18 protein-coding genes are annotated in these 19,458 nt (G+C 57.3%); 8 read left to right on the top strand and 10 right to left on the bottom strand.

Annotated features, from left to right (window positions below; all coding sequences use genetic code 11):
* Window positions 1-56 precede the first annotated feature (56 nt).
* Window positions 57-2,339, bottom strand: coding sequence for an NADP-dependent malic enzyme (locus RBB44_RS20170; RefSeq protein ID WP_133952713.1), 2,283 nt, complete (start codon window positions 2,337-2,339; stop codon window positions 57-59).
* Window positions 2,340-2,578: 239 nt separating this feature from the next.
* On the opposite strand from RBB44_RS20170, the gene mutS reads away from it, so the two are divergent.
* A complete protein-coding gene (gene mutS, locus RBB44_RS20165) occupies window positions 2,579-5,299 on the top strand; it encodes a DNA mismatch repair protein MutS (RefSeq protein WP_306149152.1) in 2,721 nt (906 codons plus the stop codon).
* 159 nt (window positions 5,300-5,458) lie between these two features.
* Here mutS and RBB44_RS20160 read toward each other — a convergent pair whose 3' ends face one another.
* Window positions 5,459-6,733, bottom strand: a complete 1,275-nt coding sequence (locus RBB44_RS20160) for a hypothetical protein (protein WP_306149153.1) — start codon at window positions 6,731-6,733, stop codon at window positions 5,459-5,461.
* A gap of 264 nt (window positions 6,734-6,997) precedes the next feature.
* On the opposite strand from RBB44_RS20160, the gene RBB44_RS20155 reads away from it, so the two are divergent.
* The gene (locus RBB44_RS20155; RefSeq protein WP_306149154.1) at window positions 6,998-8,185 is read left to right on the top strand and encodes an MFS transporter; all 1,188 of its coding nucleotides are present in this window, start codon (window positions 6,998-7,000) and stop codon (window positions 8,183-8,185) included.
* Between the two features lie 8 nt (window positions 8,186-8,193).
* On the opposite strand, the gene RBB44_RS20150 is transcribed toward RBB44_RS20155, so the two are convergent.
* Window positions 8,194-8,715: a DUF2244 domain-containing protein gene (locus tag RBB44_RS20150; RefSeq protein WP_306149155.1), complete on the bottom strand. Its 522-nt coding sequence runs from the start codon at window positions 8,713-8,715 to the stop codon at window positions 8,194-8,196.
* Between the two features lie 22 nt (window positions 8,716-8,737).
* Here RBB44_RS20150 and nth point away from each other — a divergent pair, with 22 nt between their 5' ends.
* Window positions 8,738-9,559 (top strand): endonuclease III, encoded by an 822-nt coding sequence (gene nth / locus RBB44_RS20145; protein WP_306149156.1) that lies wholly within the window; start codon window positions 8,738-8,740, stop codon window positions 9,557-9,559.
* Window positions 9,553-10,077 carry a GNAT family N-acetyltransferase gene (locus tag RBB44_RS20140; RefSeq protein ID WP_306149157.1) on the top strand — a complete coding sequence of 175 codons (525 nt, stop codon included), beginning with the start codon at window positions 9,553-9,555 and terminating at the stop codon, window positions 10,075-10,077. The genes nth and RBB44_RS20140 overlap by 7 nt, the downstream gene beginning before the upstream one ends.
* 12 nt (window positions 10,078-10,089) lie before the next feature.
* Here RBB44_RS20140 and irrA read toward each other — a convergent pair whose 3' ends face one another.
* A complete protein-coding gene (irrA, locus tag RBB44_RS20135) occupies window positions 10,090-10,521 on the bottom strand; it encodes an iron response transcriptional regulator IrrA (protein WP_286183853.1) in 432 nt (143 codons plus the stop codon).
* 344 nt (window positions 10,522-10,865) lie between these two features.
* On the opposite strand from irrA, the gene fabA reads away from it, so the two are divergent.
* From fabA to fabI, 3 genes are all read left to right on the top strand, one after another.
* Window positions 10,866-11,372, top strand: coding sequence for a 3-hydroxyacyl-[acyl-carrier-protein] dehydratase FabA (gene fabA / locus RBB44_RS20130; protein WP_133952721.1), 507 nt, complete (start codon window positions 10,866-10,868; stop codon window positions 11,370-11,372).
* A gap of 126 nt (window positions 11,373-11,498) precedes the next feature.
* Window positions 11,499-12,722, top strand: a complete 1,224-nt coding sequence (fabB, locus tag RBB44_RS20125) for a beta-ketoacyl-ACP synthase I (protein ID WP_306149158.1) — start codon at window positions 11,499-11,501, stop codon at window positions 12,720-12,722.
* A 10-nt stretch (window positions 12,723-12,732) separates the two neighbouring features.
* On the top strand, window positions 12,733-13,545 hold the full coding sequence (gene fabI, locus RBB44_RS20120) for an enoyl-ACP reductase FabI (RefSeq protein WP_209180628.1): 813 nt from the start codon (window positions 12,733-12,735) through the stop codon (window positions 13,543-13,545).
* A 70-nt stretch (window positions 13,546-13,615) separates the two neighbouring features.
* On the opposite strand, the gene RBB44_RS20115 is transcribed toward fabI, so the two are convergent.
* The gene (locus RBB44_RS20115) at window positions 13,616-14,104 is read right to left on the bottom strand and encodes an SH3 domain-containing protein (RefSeq protein WP_133952853.1); all 489 of its coding nucleotides are present in this window, start codon (window positions 14,102-14,104) and stop codon (window positions 13,616-13,618) included.
* A 294-nt stretch (window positions 14,105-14,398) separates the two neighbouring features.
* Between RBB44_RS20115 and RBB44_RS20110 the strand changes: the two genes are divergently transcribed.
* Window positions 14,399-15,385 carry a D-glycerate dehydrogenase gene (locus tag RBB44_RS20110; RefSeq protein WP_209180624.1) on the top strand — a complete coding sequence of 329 codons (987 nt, stop codon included), beginning with the start codon at window positions 14,399-14,401 and terminating at the stop codon, window positions 15,383-15,385.
* Window positions 15,386-15,687: 302 nt separating this feature from the next.
* On the opposite strand, the gene dnaQ is transcribed toward RBB44_RS20110, so the two are convergent.
* The 5 genes from dnaQ to RBB44_RS20085 form a co-directional block, all read right to left on the bottom strand.
* Window positions 15,688-16,407 carry a DNA polymerase III subunit epsilon gene (gene dnaQ, locus RBB44_RS20105; RefSeq protein ID WP_306149159.1) on the bottom strand — a complete coding sequence of 240 codons (720 nt, stop codon included), beginning with the start codon at window positions 16,405-16,407 and terminating at the stop codon, window positions 15,688-15,690.
* Between the two features lie 106 nt (window positions 16,408-16,513).
* Window positions 16,514-17,101, bottom strand: coding sequence for a dephospho-CoA kinase (coaE, locus tag RBB44_RS20100; RefSeq protein WP_306149160.1), 588 nt, complete (start codon window positions 17,099-17,101; stop codon window positions 16,514-16,516).
* Window positions 17,098-17,946: a shikimate dehydrogenase gene (locus RBB44_RS20095; RefSeq protein WP_306149161.1), complete on the bottom strand. Its 849-nt coding sequence runs from the start codon at window positions 17,944-17,946 to the stop codon at window positions 17,098-17,100. The genes coaE and RBB44_RS20095 overlap by 4 nt, the downstream gene beginning before the upstream one ends.
* Entirely contained in the window at window positions 17,943-18,536 is a 594-nt protein-coding gene (locus tag RBB44_RS20090; protein ID WP_306149162.1) for a Maf-like protein, read from the bottom strand. The genes RBB44_RS20095 and RBB44_RS20090 overlap by 4 nt, the downstream gene beginning before the upstream one ends.
* Before the next feature lie 28 nt (window positions 18,537-18,564).
* Window positions 18,565-19,413, bottom strand: coding sequence for a pyruvate, water dikinase regulatory protein (locus RBB44_RS20085; protein WP_306149163.1), 849 nt, complete (start codon window positions 19,411-19,413; stop codon window positions 18,565-18,567).
* Window positions 19,414-19,458: the final 45 nt, after the last annotated feature.

Genomic DNA, 19,458 nt, shown 5'->3' with positions numbered 1-19,458 from the left:
AAACCCGCATCGGCCTCACCGATGCGGGTTTTTTGTTGCTCGGGGAAAGACCCGTGCTACGTCACATTGAATGCGGCGATGGCGGCCATATTGACAATGTCGCTGTCCTTGGCGCCAAGCGGAACAATCTGGATCGACTTGTCAAACCCGACCAGAAGCGGGCCGATCACCGTTGCACCCCCAAGCTCTTGCAGCATCTTTGTCGAGATGGAGGCCGAGTGGAAAGCCGGCATCACGAGAACATTCGCCGGTCCGGACAAGCGGCAGAACGGGTAAGCGGCCATACGGTCCATATCGAGCGCAACGTCGGCAGCCATTTCGCCATCATACTCAAAGTCGACCCGGCGCCGGTCGAGGATCTTGACCGCCTCAATCACCTTTTCGGACCGTTCACCACGCGGGTGCCCAAACGTGGAATAGGCAAGCATGGCAACGCGCGGCTCGTAGCCGAGCTTGCGGGCGACGTGCGCTGCTTCTTCGGCGATATCCGCCAGTTCTTCGGAATTCGGCATGTCGATCACAGCCGTATCGGCCACCAGAACGGTCCGCCCTCGGGCAAGCGCCAAAGACACCCCGATGACGCGGTGGCCCGGCTTAGGATCAATGGTCGCCCGGACCGTGTCGAGCGCCACGGAGTAGTTCCGCGTCAGACCAGTCACCATGGCGTCGGCGTCGCCGCGTGCCACCATGATCGCGCCCCAATAATTCCTGTCGTTGTTGACCATGCGCTGGCAGTCGCGCAGCAAGTATCCGCGCCGCTGCATTCGGCCATAAAGGTATTGCGCATAATCAGCGTTTCGATCAGACAGCCGCGCATTTTGAATGCTGATGCCTGGACGGTTGATATCGATCCCGGCGCGCTCAGCCATGGACTGGATTTCGTCTTCCCGGCCAATCAGGATGGCTTCTCCAAGCCCCTGACTGACGAAACTTGTGGCCGCCCGGATGGTCGGCTCCTCCTCACCTTCGGCAAACACGACCCGTTTTGGTTGCTGGCGCACCTTGGAGAAAATCCGCTGCAGGGTGCCGGCAACCGGGTCACGGCGCGCCGAAAGCTGATGCTTGTAGGCTTCCATATCGACGATCGGCCGCCGAGCAACGCCTGAGTCCATTGCCGCCTGGGCGACAGCTGGCGGAATTGCGTGAATAAGGCGCGGATCGAACGGAACTGGAATGATGTATTCCGGCCCGAACTTCGGCCGGTTGCCGCGATAGGCGGCTGCGACTTCATCCGGCACTTCCTCGCGCGCAAGCTCGGCAAGCGCATTAGCGCAAGCGACCTTCATGTCGTCATTGATTGTGATCGCCTGAACATCCAGCGCACCCCGGAAGATGTACGGAAAGCCAAGGACGTTGTTCACCTGGTTTGGATAATCGGACCGGCCCGTCGCAACAATCGCATCATCGCGAACTTCTGCCGCTTCCTCGGGTGTGATTTCCGGATCCGGATTTGCCATGGCAAAGATGATCGGGTTCGGCGCCATTACACGCAGCATGTCCGGCGTCAGCGCGCCTTTAACGGATACGCCGAAGAAAACATCCGCACCTTTGAGGGCGTCATACAGCGAACGGGCCTTGGTATCGACCGCATGAGCTGACTTCCATTGGTTCATGCCCTCTTCGCGGCCCTTGTAGATCACACCCTTTGTATCGCAGAGCGTCACGTTCTCGTTCGGGATGCCCATCGCCTTGATCAGCTCGATACAAGCTATGCCGGCCGCGCCCGCACCGTTACAGACCACTTTCGTGTCCTTCATGTCCCGGCCGGTGAGGTGAAGCGCGTTGATCAGGCCGGCGGCGGCGATGATCGCCGTGCCGTGCTGGTCGTCATGGAAGACGGGAATGTCCATCAATTCGCGCAGGCGTTGCTCGATGATGAAGCAGTCTGGAGCCTTGATGTCTTCCAGATTGATACCGCCGAAAGAGGGGCCCATGTAGCGCACGGAGTTGATGAACTCATCGACATCCTGCGTGTCCAGCTCCAGATCGATCGAGTCAACATCGGCGAACCGTTTGAACAGAACCGATTTGCCCTCCATCACCGGCTTGGACGCCAGCGCGCCAAGATTTCCAAGGCCCAGAATGGCGGAGCCGTTCGAGATCACCGCAACTAGATTGCCTTTGGTGGTGTAATCGTATGCCTTACTCGGATCCTCCGCGATCGCCCGCACCGGAACGGCCACGCCCGGCGAATAGGCGAGCGACAGATCGCGTTGGGTCGCCATCGGCTTGGTCGGGGTGATTTCGAGTTTGCCGGGACGGCCTTGCTGGTGAAACTGCAGGGCTTCCTGATCTGTGAAACTGACTGATGTTTTGGAGGAAGTCTTGTCGGCGGACATTTTGCAGGCGTTTCCTTAAATTATCGGCGCGCTTCTGAAAGGCGGGGTATGACCTTATCGCCGGAGTATTGATGCCTCAACCCAGAGGATCTAATCCCTTATGCGGATCAAGGCTGACGGCCGTGTGAACGGTACGCCCAAGCGCCTATTCACAACAAACATCTCTTACCGGCGGCCAATGACCGTGTTCCGCGCTTGCAGAGCTTTCCCTTCAAAGCGCGTTGTTTTAGGTATCGGGAATGACCCAGACGACCGCGCAAAAACCGGCTCCGGCGGACACCAAAGTCACGCCGATGATGGCCCAGTTCATCGAGATCAAAACCGCCAACCCGGATAGTCTTTTATTCTATCGGATGGGCGATTTTTATGAGCTTTTTTTTGAAGATGCTGAAATCGCATCGCGGGCATTGGGCATCACGCTGACCAAACGCGGCAAGCATCAGGGCGAAGATATCCCGATGTGCGGCGTTCCGGTCCATGCCGCCGATGATTATTTGCAAAAGCTGATCGCGCTGGGCCATCGCGTCTCCGTTTGCGAACAGACCGAGGATCCGGCGGAAGCGAAAAAACGCGGCTCGAAATCCGTTGTCCGGCGCGATGTGGTGCGTCTGGTCACGCCCGGCACATTGACGGAAGAGCGGCTTCTGGATGCCGGGGCCAACAATTACCTGATGGCACTCACCCGTTTAAAGGGCGGCTCGCTCGCGGGCGATGCGGTCTATGGTCTTGCCTGGATCGACATGTCGACCGGGTCGTTTCAGGTCTCCGAAACCGATCACCAGCGCCTTGCGGCCGATCTTGCGCAAGTGGCACCGCGCGAGTTGATCCTTGCGGACAATCTGCTGCAGGAACAAGACGTCCGCCAGCTTGCCGAGCTCTCGGGTGGTGCGCTATCGCCTGTGCCGCGGGCGTTTTTCGACGGATCGACCGCCGCCGACCGGCTGGCGCATTATTTTGGCGTCAAAACCCTCGACGGGTTCGGCACCTTCAGCCGCGCCGAACTTTCAGCTGCGGCTGGAATTCTCTCCTACATCGAAAAAACACAGCTCGGCGAACGCCCGCCGCTCGATCCACCGGTGCGCGAGGCCGGCGCAGGACGGATGCTCATCGACCCGGCAACCCGTGCCAACCTGGAACTCTCTCGCACACTGTCTGGTGAAAAGCAGGGCTCGCTGCTGTCCACTATCGACCGGACCGTCACTGGTGGCGGGTCCCGCCTGCTAGCGAGCCGGTTGGCCGGACCGTTGATCAATGTGGATGCCATTCAGCGGCGCCATGATGCAGTGGCGTTCTTTCTCAACAACGAAATCATGCGCGAAGGCCTGCGCCAGACCTTGAAAGGCGCGCCAGATATGGCCCGCGCCTTGTCTCGGATTGCGTTGAATCGCGGAGGCCCGCGCGATATCCTGTCAATCGCGCAAGGGCTGGACGCAGCCCGCGCGGTACTTGATCAGACCGGTACGACACCATCTGAGATCCCGGCAGAAATCGCAGCGGCCCGGTCCAGCCTCGATCAAGCGCCGCACGAGCTTGGCGCTGAATTGGTGGCCGCCATCAAGGAAGAGCCACCGCTTTTGAAACGCGACGGCAACTTCGTTGCGACCGGCTACAACGCTGACCTCGATGAATTGCGGGCGCTCCGCGATGAAAGCCGCAAGGTGATCGCCAAACTGCAGGCCGACTATGCGGAAGAGCTTGGCCTGCGCTCTTTAAAGATCAAACACAACAACGTGCTCGGCTGGTTCATCGAAGCACCGACCGCACAAACCGAGAAGCTCACCGCCGATCCCGGCCGCTTCATTCATCGCCAGACCATGGCGGGTGCCATGCGCTTCACCACAACGGAACTGGCCGATCTGGAATCCAAGATCGCCAGTGCCGGGGAGCGATCCCTTGCAATCGAGCTCGAAATTTTTGAACGCCTATCCCAGGCAATCATCGATGCCTGCGATGCGATCAAAGCCGCCGCGCAGGGCCTCAGCATTCTGGATGTGTCCGCTGCTTTGGCAAAACTCGCACAGGACGAAAACTACGCCCGTCCTCTTGTCGATGACAGCCGCGCCTTTGACATTAAAGCCGCGCGTCATCCGGTGGTTGAAGTCGCGCTTAAAAATGCGGGCGGGGAAAGTTTTGTTGCCAATGACGCCAATCTCGGCCCGGAAGCGGATGAAGACATTGGCCATATCTGGCTGATCACCGGTCCGAACATGGCCGGTAAATCGACCTTCCTGCGCCAGAACGCGCTGATCGCCGTCCTCGCACAGATGGGTTCTTTCGTTCCGGCGACCTCTGCGCATATTGGGATAGTCGACCGGCTGTTTTCCCGTGTCGGTGCGGCGGACGATCTGGCGCGCGGGCGCTCAACCTTCATGGTCGAGATGGTCGAAACCGCTGCGATCCTCAATCAGGCCGGCGACCGCTCGCTGGTGATCCTGGATGAGATCGGTCGGGGCACGGCGACCTTCGACGGGCTTTCGATTGCTTGGGCGACCATCGAACACCTGCATGAGGTCAACAAATCCCGGGCGTTGTTCGCGACCCACTATCACGAACTCACCGCGCTTTCGGCCAAGCTGGACCGGCTCTCAAACGCCACAGTGTCGGTGAAGGAATGGAACGGCGAGGTGATCTTCCTGCACGAGATCGTTCCGGGGGCCGCCGACCGGTCTTATGGCATTCAGGTCGCCAAGCTCGCTGGTCTTCCAGCAACGGTGGTGGAGCGCTCGAAGCAGGTCCTGTCGCAGCTGGAAGAACAGGACCGCAATGCGCCCTCTCAAAATCTCATCGACGAGCTCCCGCTCTTTGCAACCCTTGCCCCACCGCCCAGCGCGCCGACCGCCGCGCAGGAGGCAGATCCAATCCACGAAGCACTCGGCGATTTTGATCCCGACGACATGACGCCGCGAGAGGCTTTGGAAGCCCTCTACAAACTGAAGGGATTGCAGGTCAAAGAGGAGTAGGGTCGTTTAAACACCAAACAGCCATAAATGCAGCAATTGGGAATGCGAGTAGATCCCCGCTTGGGGGCGGGGACGACCACTTAAAATACAGCCATGGACTGTGGCTGATTTGGTGGGCATGGCGGAAACATCGCAGACCGGTCAAATCCAACAAGCGTCCTAGCCCGCCTGAACCGCCGACATAATCTCGGCCAAAGCCTCCTCGTGGATCGGGAAACCGTCTTCGCCCAGCGCCTCAAGTAAGGTCCAGTCGCCATTGCCGGAAACGGCAAGGCAAAGGGTCGCCGCCGGGTGGCCGTCCCAGTGATAGAAATAGAGGTCTCCCGCCAGAACGTCCGGAACATAGCGCGCGATACCATTGCGCATGCGGCGGTTTTCCTCCTCGATCGCGGAACATGTCTGTAGTGGAGACAACAGGGAGGTTGCCGGAATGGGCGGCGGGGGAACCTCCCGGCTTCGGCCCGCCAGCATTGTCCAGTGCGCCAGCCACCATTGCAGTTTCTGTGGCGAGGCAATCAGTTTTAACGCCTTCAAGGCACCGGCACGCTCAGCCTCGGTCAGGTTTTTCAAGCCCGACTGGACGATATGCAGAATGCGGGCGAAGGAGAGACCCTGGTCCAGAAGCGCGCGGATCTGCAGCGTCTCCGGCCAATCGGTTTGTTTCAGGATCCTGTCGGTCATCTCGTCCTTCATCCGAACAAGATCTTTCAAGTCCAGGATATCGCTTTTCTGATTGAGCGCTGCCTTGAGGGCCCGGTGTTCCGGAAAGCCGGAGCCAGGCGGGACCTGTTCCAGAAGCGCAAGAAGAGACGGTTCCGGCGTTTGGCCAAGATATCTGCTAAGCACGACTTCACGGGTCGTTTCGTTGAGGGCTGTCGCAAGTTGCTGGCGCTGCTGCGGGCGCGTGCGTCCGGCGGCGCAAAAGAGTTCGAGCGTCAGGGATAACGTTCCAAGCCGTCCAAGCCCGGTTTGCTGATGGACCTTGCGCCACAGGCTCGGCGCCCGGCGGAAGAGATCCAGGAGCAGCCATTGCTGGGCCCCGAACGGTGCGGCGAGCTTTGTTAGGCTCAGCGGCAATGTCGCTATGTAGTCCCGAAACGCCTTGTCCACGCCCGGTCCGGCCGCAATTCCGGTTCCAAGGGTCTTGGGATGATGGGAGAGGACGCTTTTGAGCTCTGCTTTGCGACCATAATCCGGAGCATCGAAAACCGGCCAGTCGGGCAGGAAGTCTTCCGGTTCCCGGTTTTGGCGCTGGACCTTGCAGCCAAACGGTTGGTCCCAATAGGTGTAGATGACCGCATTTTCGCCCGACCGTTCCGCCAGACCTTCGCTGATCCAGTCGTAACTTGCATAGGTGGGCGGAAGCGCCCGGTCCGGTTTTTCATCCAACGCGAGCTGTTGCTGCTGGCCCGCCAAGTTGTCCATCATGGCCATGTTGCTCTCTCAAGCGCATCTGTACAGATGAAAACCTTGCGGAACCCTTCAAAAAACGGCAACGGACCGGACGACCTCGTTTTCCGATATGCACAGGGCACCTGACGACTGGGCAATTATTGCCGACTGCTTATGGGAACTCTTTGTTGGGCACCTCCAAGTCAACATTGAACCAAAATTGTATTTTGCCTGATGACACCCCAGACGTGCCGGGGTACGGTTTCAGCATCTTTTCAGATGCCTGACTCTCCCAAAGGCGATTTCGTGTCCAGTTCCAGATTTTTGCCGCGGCAAGCAATGCTGATCATTGCGCTGCAGCTCACCAACAGCATGTGTGTGTCGTCGCTCGTCCCGATGATGGGGTATTTCATCGTCGATGGGCTGGGCGCAGACCCGTGGCAGATCGGGCTCTACACCGGCCTTGTGGCCCCGCTAACGCTGCTGACCAACAGATGGGCCGGGGAACGGCTGGATCGTGGAGTGTTGGTCCGTCCGCAGCTTTTGATTGCCGTGATCGCCTTCCTTGCCGTTGCCGGCCTCCTCACACAGACTAAAGAACTCTGGCTTTTGCTGGCACTCGTCGCCCCCTTGATGAGCCTTTCCAACATGGGCTCGGGGATCGTCTTCACCTATGGCCGCCTCTATGCAGATCAGGCCGGTCTTGATATCGGCCGGATGAATTCCTGGCTGCGCATGTCGGTTTCGCTTGCTTGGATGATGGGCCCGGCAGCCGCGTTTTCGATCGCAGCACAATTCGGCTTTCAGGCTGCGTTCATCAGCGCCTTTGGGCTCGGTCTGGTGTATCTCGTTTTGTGGCATGTCGTGATGCCGAAAGGCTTTCGTGCGCCGCCTAAAGACACGCCATCTGCCGACAAGAACCCCATCAACTGGGGGCTCATAACAGCCGGACTGATCTGCCTCACCTTCGTCATCACCAATTCCCTGTTTGTCTCAGTGATGCCGCTTTACTTCATCGATCAAGTCGGCCTGCCGGGGTTCACACCGGGTCTATCGCTGTCGGTGAAATGCCTTCTGGAGGTTATCATAATTCTGGCATCCGTCCGTTTGGCGGAACGGTTTGGTGTGCGCACAATCCTGCTCTTTTCAGCAGGTCTTGCTGTCATCGACATGTTGTTGTTCGCGCAGGTGAGTGAAGTCTGGCAGGTCACGGCGGTCGCCGTGTTGGAGGGCATTCATTACGGCCTCTTCGCCGGAGTGGCGATTACATTCGTGCAGAGCTTTGCCCCTGACCGGCCTGGGCGGGCGACAGCTGTTTACATGAACAGCCTGTTCCTGGGCGGCATGATCGGCAGCGTTTCAATGGGGTTTATTGCGTCGGCTGTCGATTACCGTGCGGTGCTTTATGTCGCCTCGGCAGTGTCTTTGGCAGGAATGGCCGTTCTGCTCGCCACCGCCCGGTTGAGGCCTTCTCCGGAGACAAAGCCGGTTTGAAGGATCCTCTAAACGCCGCCTGCTTTTGCTGTCGCCAAGGCATTCGCCATGGCGCCGGCAAAGCTCGTGCGGTCCTCCGGATTCAGGAAATCGCCGAGGTCCACGGTCTCGCCGCGGCTTGTAAGCGAGATCTTGGTCACACCCTCATCTTCTATTTTATCGACGGATAACCGCACCCACATGGGATTAAACCGATATTCAAGGTTCCGTTTGCCCGGGCCAACCTTGCGGACAAGGATTTCATGACGAGAAAGTCGGATTTCTTCAAACTGCCGCGCCGAGGCATAATTCAAACGGAACGCCAGCCAGATCAGCGCCATGTCGAGGCCAAAGAACCCAAATACCGGCCAGGCCCCAATGCTCCAGAACACAGCACCGGCAACAAAACTGATAAGGCCCAAACAGAGCATGAGGATCAGGAACCCGTTCGGACCAAGCGACCGGTAGGGCGTCAGAACAGCTGTAAAAAACGGCCGGTCTTCGCTTTCCGTATTGTCAAAACGGCTCTGATCTGAATTGTTCCCGCTCATGGGAGAGGATTATAGAGAGAAGATGACGCAAGCAAAGAGCCCAGCCACCGCCAAACCGGCTAAACGATCTGTCAAATCGGCGCAGGTCCGAAAGAAGGCTCCGTCGGTCGATAATCCAGGCAAAGTCCTGAAGCGGTCCCGCTATACAAAAGTGGAGACCTACGAGATTTTTCAGCGGTTCCACGCAGACAATCCGGAGCCGGAAGGAGAACTCGACTACATCAACGCCTATACGTTGCTGGTCGCGGTCCTCTTGTCTGCGCAAGCAACGGATGTGGGCGTCAACCGGGCGACGAAACATCTGTTTCAACTTGCGGATACGCCGGAAAAGATGGTTGCGCTGGGCGAAGACAAGGTTCGCGAAGAAATCCGCACCATCGGCCTTTTCAAGACCAAGGCCAAAAACGTCATTCTGATGTCCGAGCAGCTTATCCGCGATTACGGCGGTGAAGTGCCGGAAGATCGGGAAGCGCTGGAAAAACTCCCGGGTGTTGGCCGGAAAACGGCCAATGTTGTGCTCAATATCTTTTTCGGCCATCCGACCATCGCGGTCGACACGCATTTGTTCCGGCTCGGGAACCGGATCGGCATAGCCCCAGGCAAGACCCCGCTTGATGTCGAAAAGTCGATGGAAAAGGCGGTGCCGAAGGAGTTCTCGCTCCACGCCCATCACTGGCTGATCCTTCACGGCCGGTATATCTGCAAGGCGCGCAAGCCAGAGTGCAAGCGCTGCGTGATCTATGATCTTTGCAAAAGCCCGGAAAAAGAAAAGTTCGATGCAGTGCCAGATATCGCGGTCCGGGCCAAAGCCATCATCGAGCGCGAAAAGGCCAATTCATGCTGAAACCAGATGGCATGCCGCAAAGCCGACGACTTCGTTTTCGATTGCCAGAACTTTCTGACGCCGCGTTTTATCAATCGCTGATGAGTGACCCGGACTACATTCGGTTTATCGCTGACCGCGGCATCACGGACTTGGACGCCGCGCGCGCTTACATCGATGAAAAAGTGCTGCCGGGTTTTGACGAAAACGAGGGTGTCGGGCTTTGGATTGTCACAGAAAAAGACAGCGATGAACCTGTCGGTCTCTGCGGCCTTGTTGTACGGGACGGGTTGGCGATGCCGGATCTCGGCTACGCCTTCCACAAAGACCATCGAGGCAAGGGCTATGCGCTTGAAGCCGCCGAGGCCGTTGTCGGGTTTGCCCGCTCTGAGCTCGGATTATCGCACCTCTGCGCAATCACGCATCCGGAAAACGCGCGGTCTTCCGCTCTTTTGATGAAAATCGGATTTCACCCAAACGGCCAAAAGTCGCTGCCTAAGATCGAAGGGATTGCCGACTACTTCGTCGCTGAACTTTGAACGCTGGATGGTTTAGGACTTTTTCCGTAAGCGCACGACCACATCGACGTGAACGACTTCCATCCCTTCCGGGATGTCAGGGAGTTCGCCAATGCCGACACCTTCACCTGGAATGTCGATCACCTTGTTCTCGCCTTCAATAAAGAAGTGATGGTGATCGGAGACTTTGGTGTCGAAGTAAGTCTTGTTGCCCTCAATTGCGACTTCCCGCAGAAGGCCAGCTTCGGTGAACTGGTGCAGCGTGTTGTAAACCGTTGCCAAGGATACCGGCACGTCAGCAGCAACAGCTTCTTCGTGCAAGAGTTCAGCGGACAGGTGCCGGTCGCCCTTGGAGTACAAAAGCTCGGCCAGGGAGACACGTTGGCGGGTCGGCCGAAGGCCAGCGTCCCGCAGCATATCGGTCACGTCTTTCCCGGCTGTTTCAGTCACCATCTCTATTGCCATTCAGATCCGGTCCAAGTCTTTCTTGCCATTTCACAGCGCATCAAATCCGCGCCATCAAGCTGTTCCAAGCGGGCCAAAAACCCAAGCACTGGCCTATATCTGCCATTTCTTGCACCTTATATGCAAGTTTTTAACGCGGAGCTACTTTCTCCGCTGCTTACAAAATTCATGCAGCGCAGCATTCAATAAGTTCGAAAAACCGCAGAAAAAGGGGCAAACTTCACGCTTACGACATCTTTCGGTCATGGTTCCCCTGTGTTAGGAAGGCGCCACAATCGAAACGAAAACAAACCCATAACAAGGCTCTCTCCTCAAAGAGTCTTGGCCAAAAAGACGGAAAGTGAATGACCGAGCGCCGCTCCAGCTACGACTACGAAGCTCTTCTCGCCTGCGGCCGCGGCGAGCTGTTTGGCCCCGGCAATGCACAATTGCCTCTCCCACCGATGTTGATGTTCGACCGGATTACGGAGATTTCCGAAACCGGCGGCGAATATGACAAGGGCTATGTCCGGGCAGAATTCGATATCAAGCCGGATCTGTGGTTCTTTCCGTGCCACTTCCAAGGCAATCCGATCATGCCGGGTTGTCTGGGTTTGGACGCCCTATGGCAGCTGACTGGTTTTCATTTGGGCTGGCAGGGATTGCCGGGCAAAGGCATGGCGCTCTCCACCGGTGAAATCAAGTTCAAAGGTATGGTCACACCGGAAACAAAGCTCGTGGAATATGGCGTTGATTTCAAACGCGTCATGAAAGGCCGGTTGGTCCTGGGCATTGCCGACGGCTGGCTGAAAGCTGACGGCGAGCAAATCTACAAGGCAAAAGATCTGCGTGTGGGCCTTTCCACCGCCTAAACTCCGGTTCTGCAGAGCCAGAAAAGTTCAAGCCGGCGCTCCTTAAAAGGGACGCGCCGGTTCATCCATTCTAAGGGCCGAACCGAAGAGTCGAAACAAAGCCCATCGAAACGTTAGGAGACCGCAATGAGACGCGTTGTCGTCACCGGGATCGGAATCGTGTCATCCATCGGTTCCAATGCACAAGAAGTTCTGGCAAGCCTCCGGGAAGGAAAATCCGGAATCAGCTTCGCCCCCGACTATGCAGAGCATGGCTTTCGCAGCCAGGTCCACGGCATGCCGAACGTCGACATTCCCGAGCTGATCGACAAGCGCCAGCTGCGATTCATGGGCGATGGAGCGGCTTACAATTACATCTCCATGCAGCAGGCAATTGCTGACAGCGGATTGGAAGAAAACGACATTTCCAACGAGCGCACCGGCCTGATCATGGGTTCCGGCGGTCCGTCCACGAAGAACCTGTTCCAGGCGCATAAGATCGTCATCGAAAAGGGTTCTCCGAAGCGCATGGGCCCGTTCATGGTGACCCGCGGGATGAGCTCAACCAACTCGGCCTGTCTTGCAACCCCGTTCAAGATCAAGGGCATCAACTATTCCATCACCTCGGCCTGTTCGACATCCGCGCACTGCATCGGTGCTGCAACGGAGCAGATCCAGTTCGGCAAGCAGGACGTGATGTTTGCAGGCGGCGGCGAGGAACTCGACTGGACCCTGTCCTGCCTGTTTGACGCCATGGGCGCCATGTCCTCCAAGTACAATGACACACCGGAAACGGCTTCGCGCGCCTATGACGCAACCCGCGACGGCTTTGTCATTGCTGGCGGCGGCGGTGTTGTGGTTCTGGAAGAACTGGAACACGCCAAGGCCCGCGGCGCGAAAATCTACGCAGAAGTCACTGGTTACGCAGCCAACTCCGACGGTTACGACATGGTGGCCCCGTCAGGCGAGGGCGGTGAGCGCTGCATGCGGATCGCAACGAGCACACTGGGCGACCGCAAGGTTGACTATATCAACTCTCACGGCACCTCGACACCGGTCGGTGATGTCGGTGAGATCGAGGCAATCCGCCGCGTCTTCGGTGAAAATCAACCGCCGGTTTCTTCGACCAAGTCCCTGACCGGCCACAGTCTTGGCGCGACCGGTGTTCAGGAAGCGATTTACTGCCTGCTCATGATGCAGAACGATTTCATCACGGCATCCGCCAACGTCAACGAACTCGACCCGGCTCTGAAGCCGGAAGAAATCGTGACGACACGCGTGGACAATGCCGGTCTCGATACGGTCCTGTCCAACAGCTTCGGCTTCGGCGGCACCAACGCATCGCTCGCGATGTCGCGTTATCACGGCTGAGGAGCGGTACATGTCTGATTTGATGAAGGGCAAACGCGGCCTGATCATGGGCGTTGCCAACGATCACTCCATTGCCTGGGGTATTGCAAAAACGCTGGCGGAACATGGCGCAGAGCTCGCCTTCACCTATCAGGGTGAAGCTTTTGGCCGGCGCACAAAACCGCTTGCTGAAAGCGTTGGCTCCACCTTGATGCTTCCGTGCGATGTGGAAGACATCGACAGCGTGGACGCCGTCTTTGCCAAGCTTAAGGAAGAATGGGGTTCCATAGACTTCCTGGTCCACGCGATCGGCTTTTCCGACAAGAACGAACTGAAGGGCAAATATGCTGACACCACCCGGGACAATTTCTCCCGGACCATGGTGATCTCCTGCTTCTCCTTCACCGAAATCACGAAGCGCGCAGCAGACCTGATGCCGAATGGCGGGTCCATCGTCACCCTGACCTATGGCGGTGCGACGAAAGTGATGCCGAACTACAACGTCATGGGCGTTGCCAAGGCAGCTCTGGAATCTTCCGTTCGCTACCTTGCGGCCGACTACGGACCTCAGAATATCCGCGTAAATGCCATTTCTGCTGGTCCTGTCCGGACCCTGGCAGGCTCTGGTGTGTCCGATGCCCGGCTGATGTTCAATTTCCAGAAGCGCAATTCTCCGCTGCAGCGGACTGTGTCTCTCGACGAAATCGGCGGCACAGGTCTCTACCTTCTTTCGGATCTCTCCGGGGGCGTGACCGGCGAAGTCCACTTCGTCGACAGTGGCTACAACATCATGTCGATGCCGCGTCTGGACGAGCTGAAAGTTCAGGAAAGCCGCGCCGACTGATTCGTACGCGCTCCAAAACAACAAAAGGCGGCCCATTGGCCGCCTTTTTTATTGCCAAATTGGAAGCAATTCAGTCCTCAATCAGTTCATCCGGATAAACACCGAACAGGCGGGTCTGATCGAGCCAGCCGTTGAATTCTTCACCGCTCACGCGGCACCAACCGCCGGCACATTCTCCGACAGCCGCCAGAACAAACGGTTCCAGTTCGGCAACGATGTCCGCATCGGACTGTGAGCGGGCACGCAGCGGCGTGCGATTGTCCTTCTCCCAGGGTGTTACAAGAGCCGTCCGCCGTCCGGACAGCAGAGAGTGGAACACCCAGCCCTGTTTGCCTTCCCAGTCGCGGATGCGCCGCCAGTTTTCAAATTCCTGAATGATTTCCACGGGCAGGCCGGACTGAACGAAAGTCCACGCGATGTCATGTTCGCGGGATGGGCCGAGGCGGACATTCACCCGGTCAGACTTCAAACTGACAAAGCGGGGAACGGGCAATCCGGTTGCGCCTGTGGTTGTGCCTTGAGCAAAGGCAGGCGGTGCCACTGACGTGCCACCGGTCATCACCCCGAGAGTAAGCAGGAAAAGCGCAATCGCGATCGAACGGGCCATATTGTCGGTAAGTCCAATTGTTATCGAACGGTTGTTTAAGGCACACCACTACAGAAAAGTGGACGCGAAAACCAGTAGGCCGGAATCAGCTTATCTGTTTGGCTGAGGAATGCACCCAATCCCTTGTTTCTGACGGATCATCTGGTAAGGAAAAGGGAGTGGTGTCATCCGCTTGCGCTCCGCGTAGCGTCAAGGTGAATCCGTTGGGGTTAAGGATTCCTCAACGAAGCCCGAAAGGCAGTTAGTATGGCGAAAAAGAAGCCTGTCGTCGTTGTGACCCGGAAACTTCCGGATGTGGTCGAAACCCGGATGCGCGAATTGTTTGAAACGCGCCTCAATGAAAGTGACAGGCCCTTTAGCCAGGCAGAGCTCGTGGAAGCCGTGCGAACCGCCGATGTTCTGGTACCGACGGTCACCGACCGGATCGACTCCTCCGTCCTGTCCCAGGCCGGAGAAAATCTCAAACTGATCGCCAACTTCGGTAACGGTGTCGACAACATCGACGTGGTCACGGCCAACAACCGCGGCATCAATGTCACCAACACACCGGGTGTTCTGACTGAAGACACAGCCGATATGACAATGGCGCTGATGCTCGCCGTGCCACGCCGCCTGTCGGCCGGGATCCACGCGCTGGAAAGCGGTGACTGGGCCGGTTGGTCGCCAACCTGGATGCTGGGCCACCGGATCTGGGGCAAACGCCTTGGAATCATCGGCATGGGCCGGATCGGTCAGGCTGTTGCCCGCCGCGCCAAGGCCTTCGGCATGTCCATCCATTACCATAACCGCCGCCGTGTTCCGGCAGCTGTTGAGGAAGAGCTTGAGGCGACCTACTGGGAGAGCCTCGATCAGATGCTGGCGCGGATGGATGTCGTTTCGGTTCACTGCCCGCATACGCCAGGAACATTCCACTTGCTCTCTGCCCGTCGCCTCAAGCTTTTGAAAAAAGACGCTTATGTGGTGAACACCGCCCGCGGCGAGGTGATCGACGAAAACGCGCTGATCCGGATGCTGGAAGCAGGCGAGCTGGCGGGTGCAGGCCTCGATGTGTTCGAACACGAACCTGCGGTCAATCCGAAGCTCATCAAGCTCGACAACGTAGTCCTCTTGCCGCATATGGGCTCGGCAACGATCGAGGGCCGGATCGAAATGGGCGAAAAAGTCATCATCAACATCAAAACGTTCATGGATGGGCACCGCCCGCCCGATCGCGTTCTGCCGTCGATGCTCTGAAGTCTATGATTATATTATGATAAACCCCGGCCCAGCGCCGGGGTTTTTGTATCGGGATTAGAGAATGCTAAGCCGCTCGGGTTCAAACGCCATGAAGTATCGTCCCGGCCTTGAGCAGGGATCTACTCGCAATCCAAAAAACCGCGGCGGCTGAGTTTCAAACTTGAAAGCTCTGCAAACGAGTGGTTCCCGTATCTCCGCTGCACTTCCTCCGGGATGACGAATAAGAGACGGGCAGTCGCCTGACGATGCGGATCAAGCTTGTGAATGACCGAGACAGTCGATCTTGTTCGAGATCCCGCTCACCCACCGTATTTCTTCCAGAGCGCGCCGTCGCCCATGCCGTCCACAAAGGCCTTGTGGGCGGTGAATTCGTCGTCTCTCAAAAGCGCAGACAAAGGCACCGGACGGGGGCGAGCGTTGAAGGAGCCGAGCTCTCCAGGCTCTGATCCTGCGTCTCCAGACCCTCCAAGGCCATCTTCTTCATCCGGGTCCAGGATCAGCGCACGCTGTTTGCCGCCGATCATCTCCAGATAGACTTCGGCTAGGATCTCCGCATCGAGCAACGCGCCGTGTTTGACACGTTTGGAATTGTCGATGCCGTACCTTGAGCAAAGCGCATCGAGCGAGTTCGGGCCGGTGGGGTGCTTGCGCCGGGCGATCTCGAGCGTATCGATCACCTGGGTATTCGGGATAGTGCGCCGACCGACTTTTTCGAGCTCGAAATTGATGAAGCCCATGTCGAAGGCCGCGTTGTGGATCACAAGCGTTGCATCGCCGACAAATTCCAAAAATTCATCTGCGACCTGCTCAAAGAGAGGTTTGTCGGACAAAAACTCTGCCGACAGCCCGTGAACCCGAAAGGCTTCCTCCGGCATGTCGCGCTGCGGATTGATATAGACGTGATAGGAGTTTCCAGTGGGAACGTGATTGATCAGTTCCACACCCCCAATTTCGACCAAACGGTCTCCACCGCGCGGATTAAGACCCGTCGTTTCCGTATCGAATGAGATTTCCCGCATGGTTCCGCCTGTTTTCCGTCTGTCCCATCTGCGCAAGCAGGCGCACTTCACGCAAGATCAGCGTCAGGTTTTCCCCGGTCTTCAGCAAGAAGAACAGCAAAAACCCTCAGCCAATTGCGGCGGAGGCTTTCAAGACAGCCGCGACCGACCGGCGTGCAGCGTCCATTCCCAACCCGGTGTCGATCAGAAAATGCGCGCGTTTGCGTTTTTCGGCATCCGGCATTTGTTTTGATAGGATCGCCTCAAACCGGTCTTCGGTCATCCCCGGCCGGTCTAGGACACGCGCTCTTTGGACATCTGCATCCGCCGTCACGACTACGACACCGTCGACCCGGTTGTCACCACCGGTTTCAAACAACAGCGGAATGTCCAGCACCACCACCCGGTGGCGGTTAGCTCTAGCTTTTTCAAGAAACGCCAGTTCTTCTTCGCGCACCAAGGGGTGTACGATGGCCTCCAACCGCTTCATCGCTTCCGGTTTTCCCAGGACATGCGGGGACAGCAGGGCTCGATCGACGGTTCCGTCAACTACGGTTCCAGGAAAAGCCGCTTCGATGAGTGGTGCCGCGCGGCCCGAATAGAGCGCGTGCACCGTCGCATCTGAATCGTGGACGGGCACGCCCAATTCAGCGAACATCTTGGCGGTGGTCGATTTTCCCATACCGATGGACCCGGTCAATCCAAGCTTGATCACGGTGTCACTCCGAGATCGGCAAGAACCAGATCGCGCAATTCCGTATCGACCTCGGGCCGGACGCCAAACCAGCGCTCAAATCCCGGCACGGCCTGGTGAAGCAGCATGCCCAGGCCATCAACCGTTTTATTGCCGCGTTCCGCGGCTTGTTTGAGAAGGTCGGTTTCCAAAGGCGCATAGACGATATCGGTAACAAGCGCGGACACAGGCAACGGATCAAGATCAATTTCCAACGGTGCTTTCCCCGTCATGCCAAGCGCCGTCGTGTTCACCAAAAGATCCGCTTCTCCGAGAAGTGTCCCCAACTTATCCCAAGCATGCGCTGTCGTTTTAGACCCAAACTGATCCTCAAGAGCTTTGGCTTTTTCAAAGGTTCGATTGACGATATGCACCGCTGTGAATCCACGAGAGAGCAGAGCCCATATGATGGCCCGCGCCGCGCCGCCGGCGCCCAGAACAACAGCCGTTCCGCCAGATGCATCCCAACCGGGCCCCAATTGGTCCAGATTTCCGAGAAAGCCCAACCCATCGGTATTTGCGCCACACAAAGCCCCGCTCTCATCCAGCCAAAGCGTGTTGGCGGCACCCATGGCTTCGGCCGCGTCGTCCAGATTAGCGCAGGCTGCAGCGGCAACCTCCTTGTGCGGTACGGTCACGTTCGCGCCGATCAATCCGGTGGCGGCAAAATTCTTGTAAAAGGCATCGGCTGTTTCCGGTGTGACCGGCACCCGGCCATACTCTCCATCAAGACCGTGTTTCTTGAGCCAATATCCATGTACGAGCGGAGACCGGGATTGATCGACCGGATAACCCGTGATGGCGGCTTTTATAGTGCTTCCACTCATGCCTCGATCACTCCGAGTTCCCGCAGCTGCGCCAACAAGGGCAGCATCGGCAAACCGAGGATCGTGAAATAGTCACCATCAATCTTTTCAAAGAGTTGCAGACCCAATCCTTCCAACTGATAGGCGCCAACACTCGACAAGACGTCGTCGCCCGCCTCAGCCAGATAGTGGCCGACAAATGCTGGCGACAAGGTCCGCATGGTCAAGCGGGCCGTCGAGACATGCCGCCAAATCGCTTCACCGCCTTTTGAAATCACGACAGCCGACAGGAGTTCATGGGTTTTTCCGGAAAATGCCAGCAATTGTCGGCGGGCCGCTTCCATATCGTCCGGTTTGGTCCTGCGCTCACCTTCAAAAGCAAGGATCTGATCTGCACCGATCACAAGATCGCCCGGACGGCGCGCACTGACGTCATTTGCTTTTGCTTCCGCCAGAACACTGGCCAAGTCTTCCGGTGGGAACCCGGCTTCCAGGAGCGGAACCTCCACGGCGCGTTCGTCCACATTTGCTGGATTGACATCAACGGTCAGACCCGCATTTCTCATCAGTTCAGCGCGGATCTTGCTGCCGCTTGCCAAAACCAGTGCCATGATATCCTCTTGAAATGAAAAGTCCGGATTACTCCGATACTCCGTTTTCACGTGCTGTCTTGTAGTCTTTGAACAAAGTCAGAATTTCCGCAGCCGTTTCTTCAATCGACCGGCGCGTCACGTCTATCAGCGGCCAGTTGTGTTCCGAACACAGACGCCGGGTCATATTGATCTCCCGGGAGATCTCTTTTCGATCAACATACTGATCGTTATAACCCTCTGAATTTAATGATAAAACTCTGTTCCGGCGGATCTGTTGGATCCGTTCTGCAGAGGCGATCAATCCCACCACCATCGGGTTCTTCAAGGATTTGACGCTTTCGGGGAGCGGAATGTCCGGAACCAGCGGCACATTCGCCGCCTTGATGCCGCGGTTCGCCAGATAAATGCATGTCGGTGTTTTTGAGGTTCTTGAAATCCCAAGCAGCACGATATCGGCGGACTCCAGATCGTCCCAAATCTGCCCGTCGTCATGCATCATGGTGTAGTTCAGCGCTTCCATCCGGCTGAAATACTCGGCATCCATTTCATGCTGACCACCGATACGGTGGGTCTGCGTGACATTCAAATAGGACTGAAAGACCGCGAAGACCGGGTCCAGAATGTTGACGAAGGGCGTTCCCAATTCACGGCATTTTTGTTCGAGCCTCTGAGCAATTTCCTCGTCCACCAAAGTGTAGAGGACAATTCCCGGCGCTTTTTCGATTTCACTGATCACCCGGTCGAGCTGCTTGTGTGATCGCACCAGCGGGTAAACATGCTCGATTTCCTGGACATTTTCGTACTGAACCGTCGCAGCACGCGCGACCGTCATCAGGGTTTCGCCAGTGGAGTCCGAGACCAGATGCAGATGAAAGTAGTGTCTCGGATTATTCACGGTGTCATCCCCAGGGGTGTTGATGAGTTGGGAGTCGCTGTCATT

The sequence above is a fragment of the Roseibium sp. MMSF_3247 genome (assembly GCF_030733765.1).
Lineage (GTDB): Bacteria > Pseudomonadota > Alphaproteobacteria > Rhizobiales > Stappiaceae > Roseibium.
The sequence above is the reverse complement of the archived record's forward strand: the minus strand, read 5'-3'. Positions and strand labels throughout refer to the sequence as shown.

Excerpts from the sequence above, each read along its gene's own strand:
- fabB (WP_306149158.1), top strand. The coding sequence starts at position 11,499 with ATGAGACGCGTTGTCGTCACCGGGATCGGAATCGTGTCATCCATCGGT.
- fabA (WP_133952721.1), top strand. The coding sequence starts at position 10,866 with ATGACCGAGCGCCGCTCCAGCTACGACTACGAAGCTCTTCTCGCCTGC.
- fabI (WP_209180628.1), top strand. The coding sequence starts at position 12,733 with ATGTCTGATTTGATGAAGGGCAAACGCGGCCTGATCATGGGCGTTGCC.
- mutS (WP_306149152.1), top strand. The coding sequence starts at position 2,579 with ATGACCCAGACGACCGCGCAAAAACCGGCTCCGGCGGACACCAAAGTC.
- RBB44_RS20160 (WP_306149153.1), bottom strand. The coding sequence starts at position 6,733 with ATGGCCATGATGGACAACTTGGCGGGCCAGCAGCAACAGCTCGCGTTG.
- RBB44_RS20095 (WP_306149161.1), bottom strand. The coding sequence starts at position 17,946 with ATGAGTGGAAGCACTATAAAAGCCGCCATCACGGGTTATCCGGTCGAT.
- RBB44_RS20090 (WP_306149162.1), bottom strand. The coding sequence starts at position 18,536 with ATGGCACTGGTTTTGGCAAGCGGCAGCAAGATCCGCGCTGAACTGATG.
- irrA (WP_286183853.1), bottom strand. The coding sequence starts at position 10,521 with ATGGCAATAGAGATGGTGACTGAAACAGCCGGGAAAGACGTGACCGAT.
- dnaQ (WP_306149159.1), bottom strand. The coding sequence starts at position 16,407 with ATGCGGGAAATCTCATTCGATACGGAAACGACGGGTCTTAATCCGCGC.
- nth (WP_306149156.1), top strand. The coding sequence starts at position 8,738 with ATGACGCAAGCAAAGAGCCCAGCCACCGCCAAACCGGCTAAACGATCT.
- RBB44_RS20140 (WP_306149157.1), top strand. The coding sequence starts at position 9,553 with ATGCTGAAACCAGATGGCATGCCGCAAAGCCGACGACTTCGTTTTCGA.
- RBB44_RS20110 (WP_209180624.1), top strand. The coding sequence starts at position 14,399 with ATGGCGAAAAAGAAGCCTGTCGTCGTTGTGACCCGGAAACTTCCGGAT.
- RBB44_RS20150 (WP_306149155.1), bottom strand. The coding sequence starts at position 8,715 with ATGAGCGGGAACAATTCAGATCAGAGCCGTTTTGACAATACGGAAAGC.
- RBB44_RS20170 (WP_133952713.1), bottom strand. The coding sequence starts at position 2,339 with ATGTCCGCCGACAAGACTTCCTCCAAAACATCAGTCAGTTTCACAGAT.
- RBB44_RS20115 (WP_133952853.1), bottom strand. The coding sequence starts at position 14,104 with ATGACCGGTGGCACGTCAGTGGCACCGCCTGCCTTTGCTCAAGGCACA.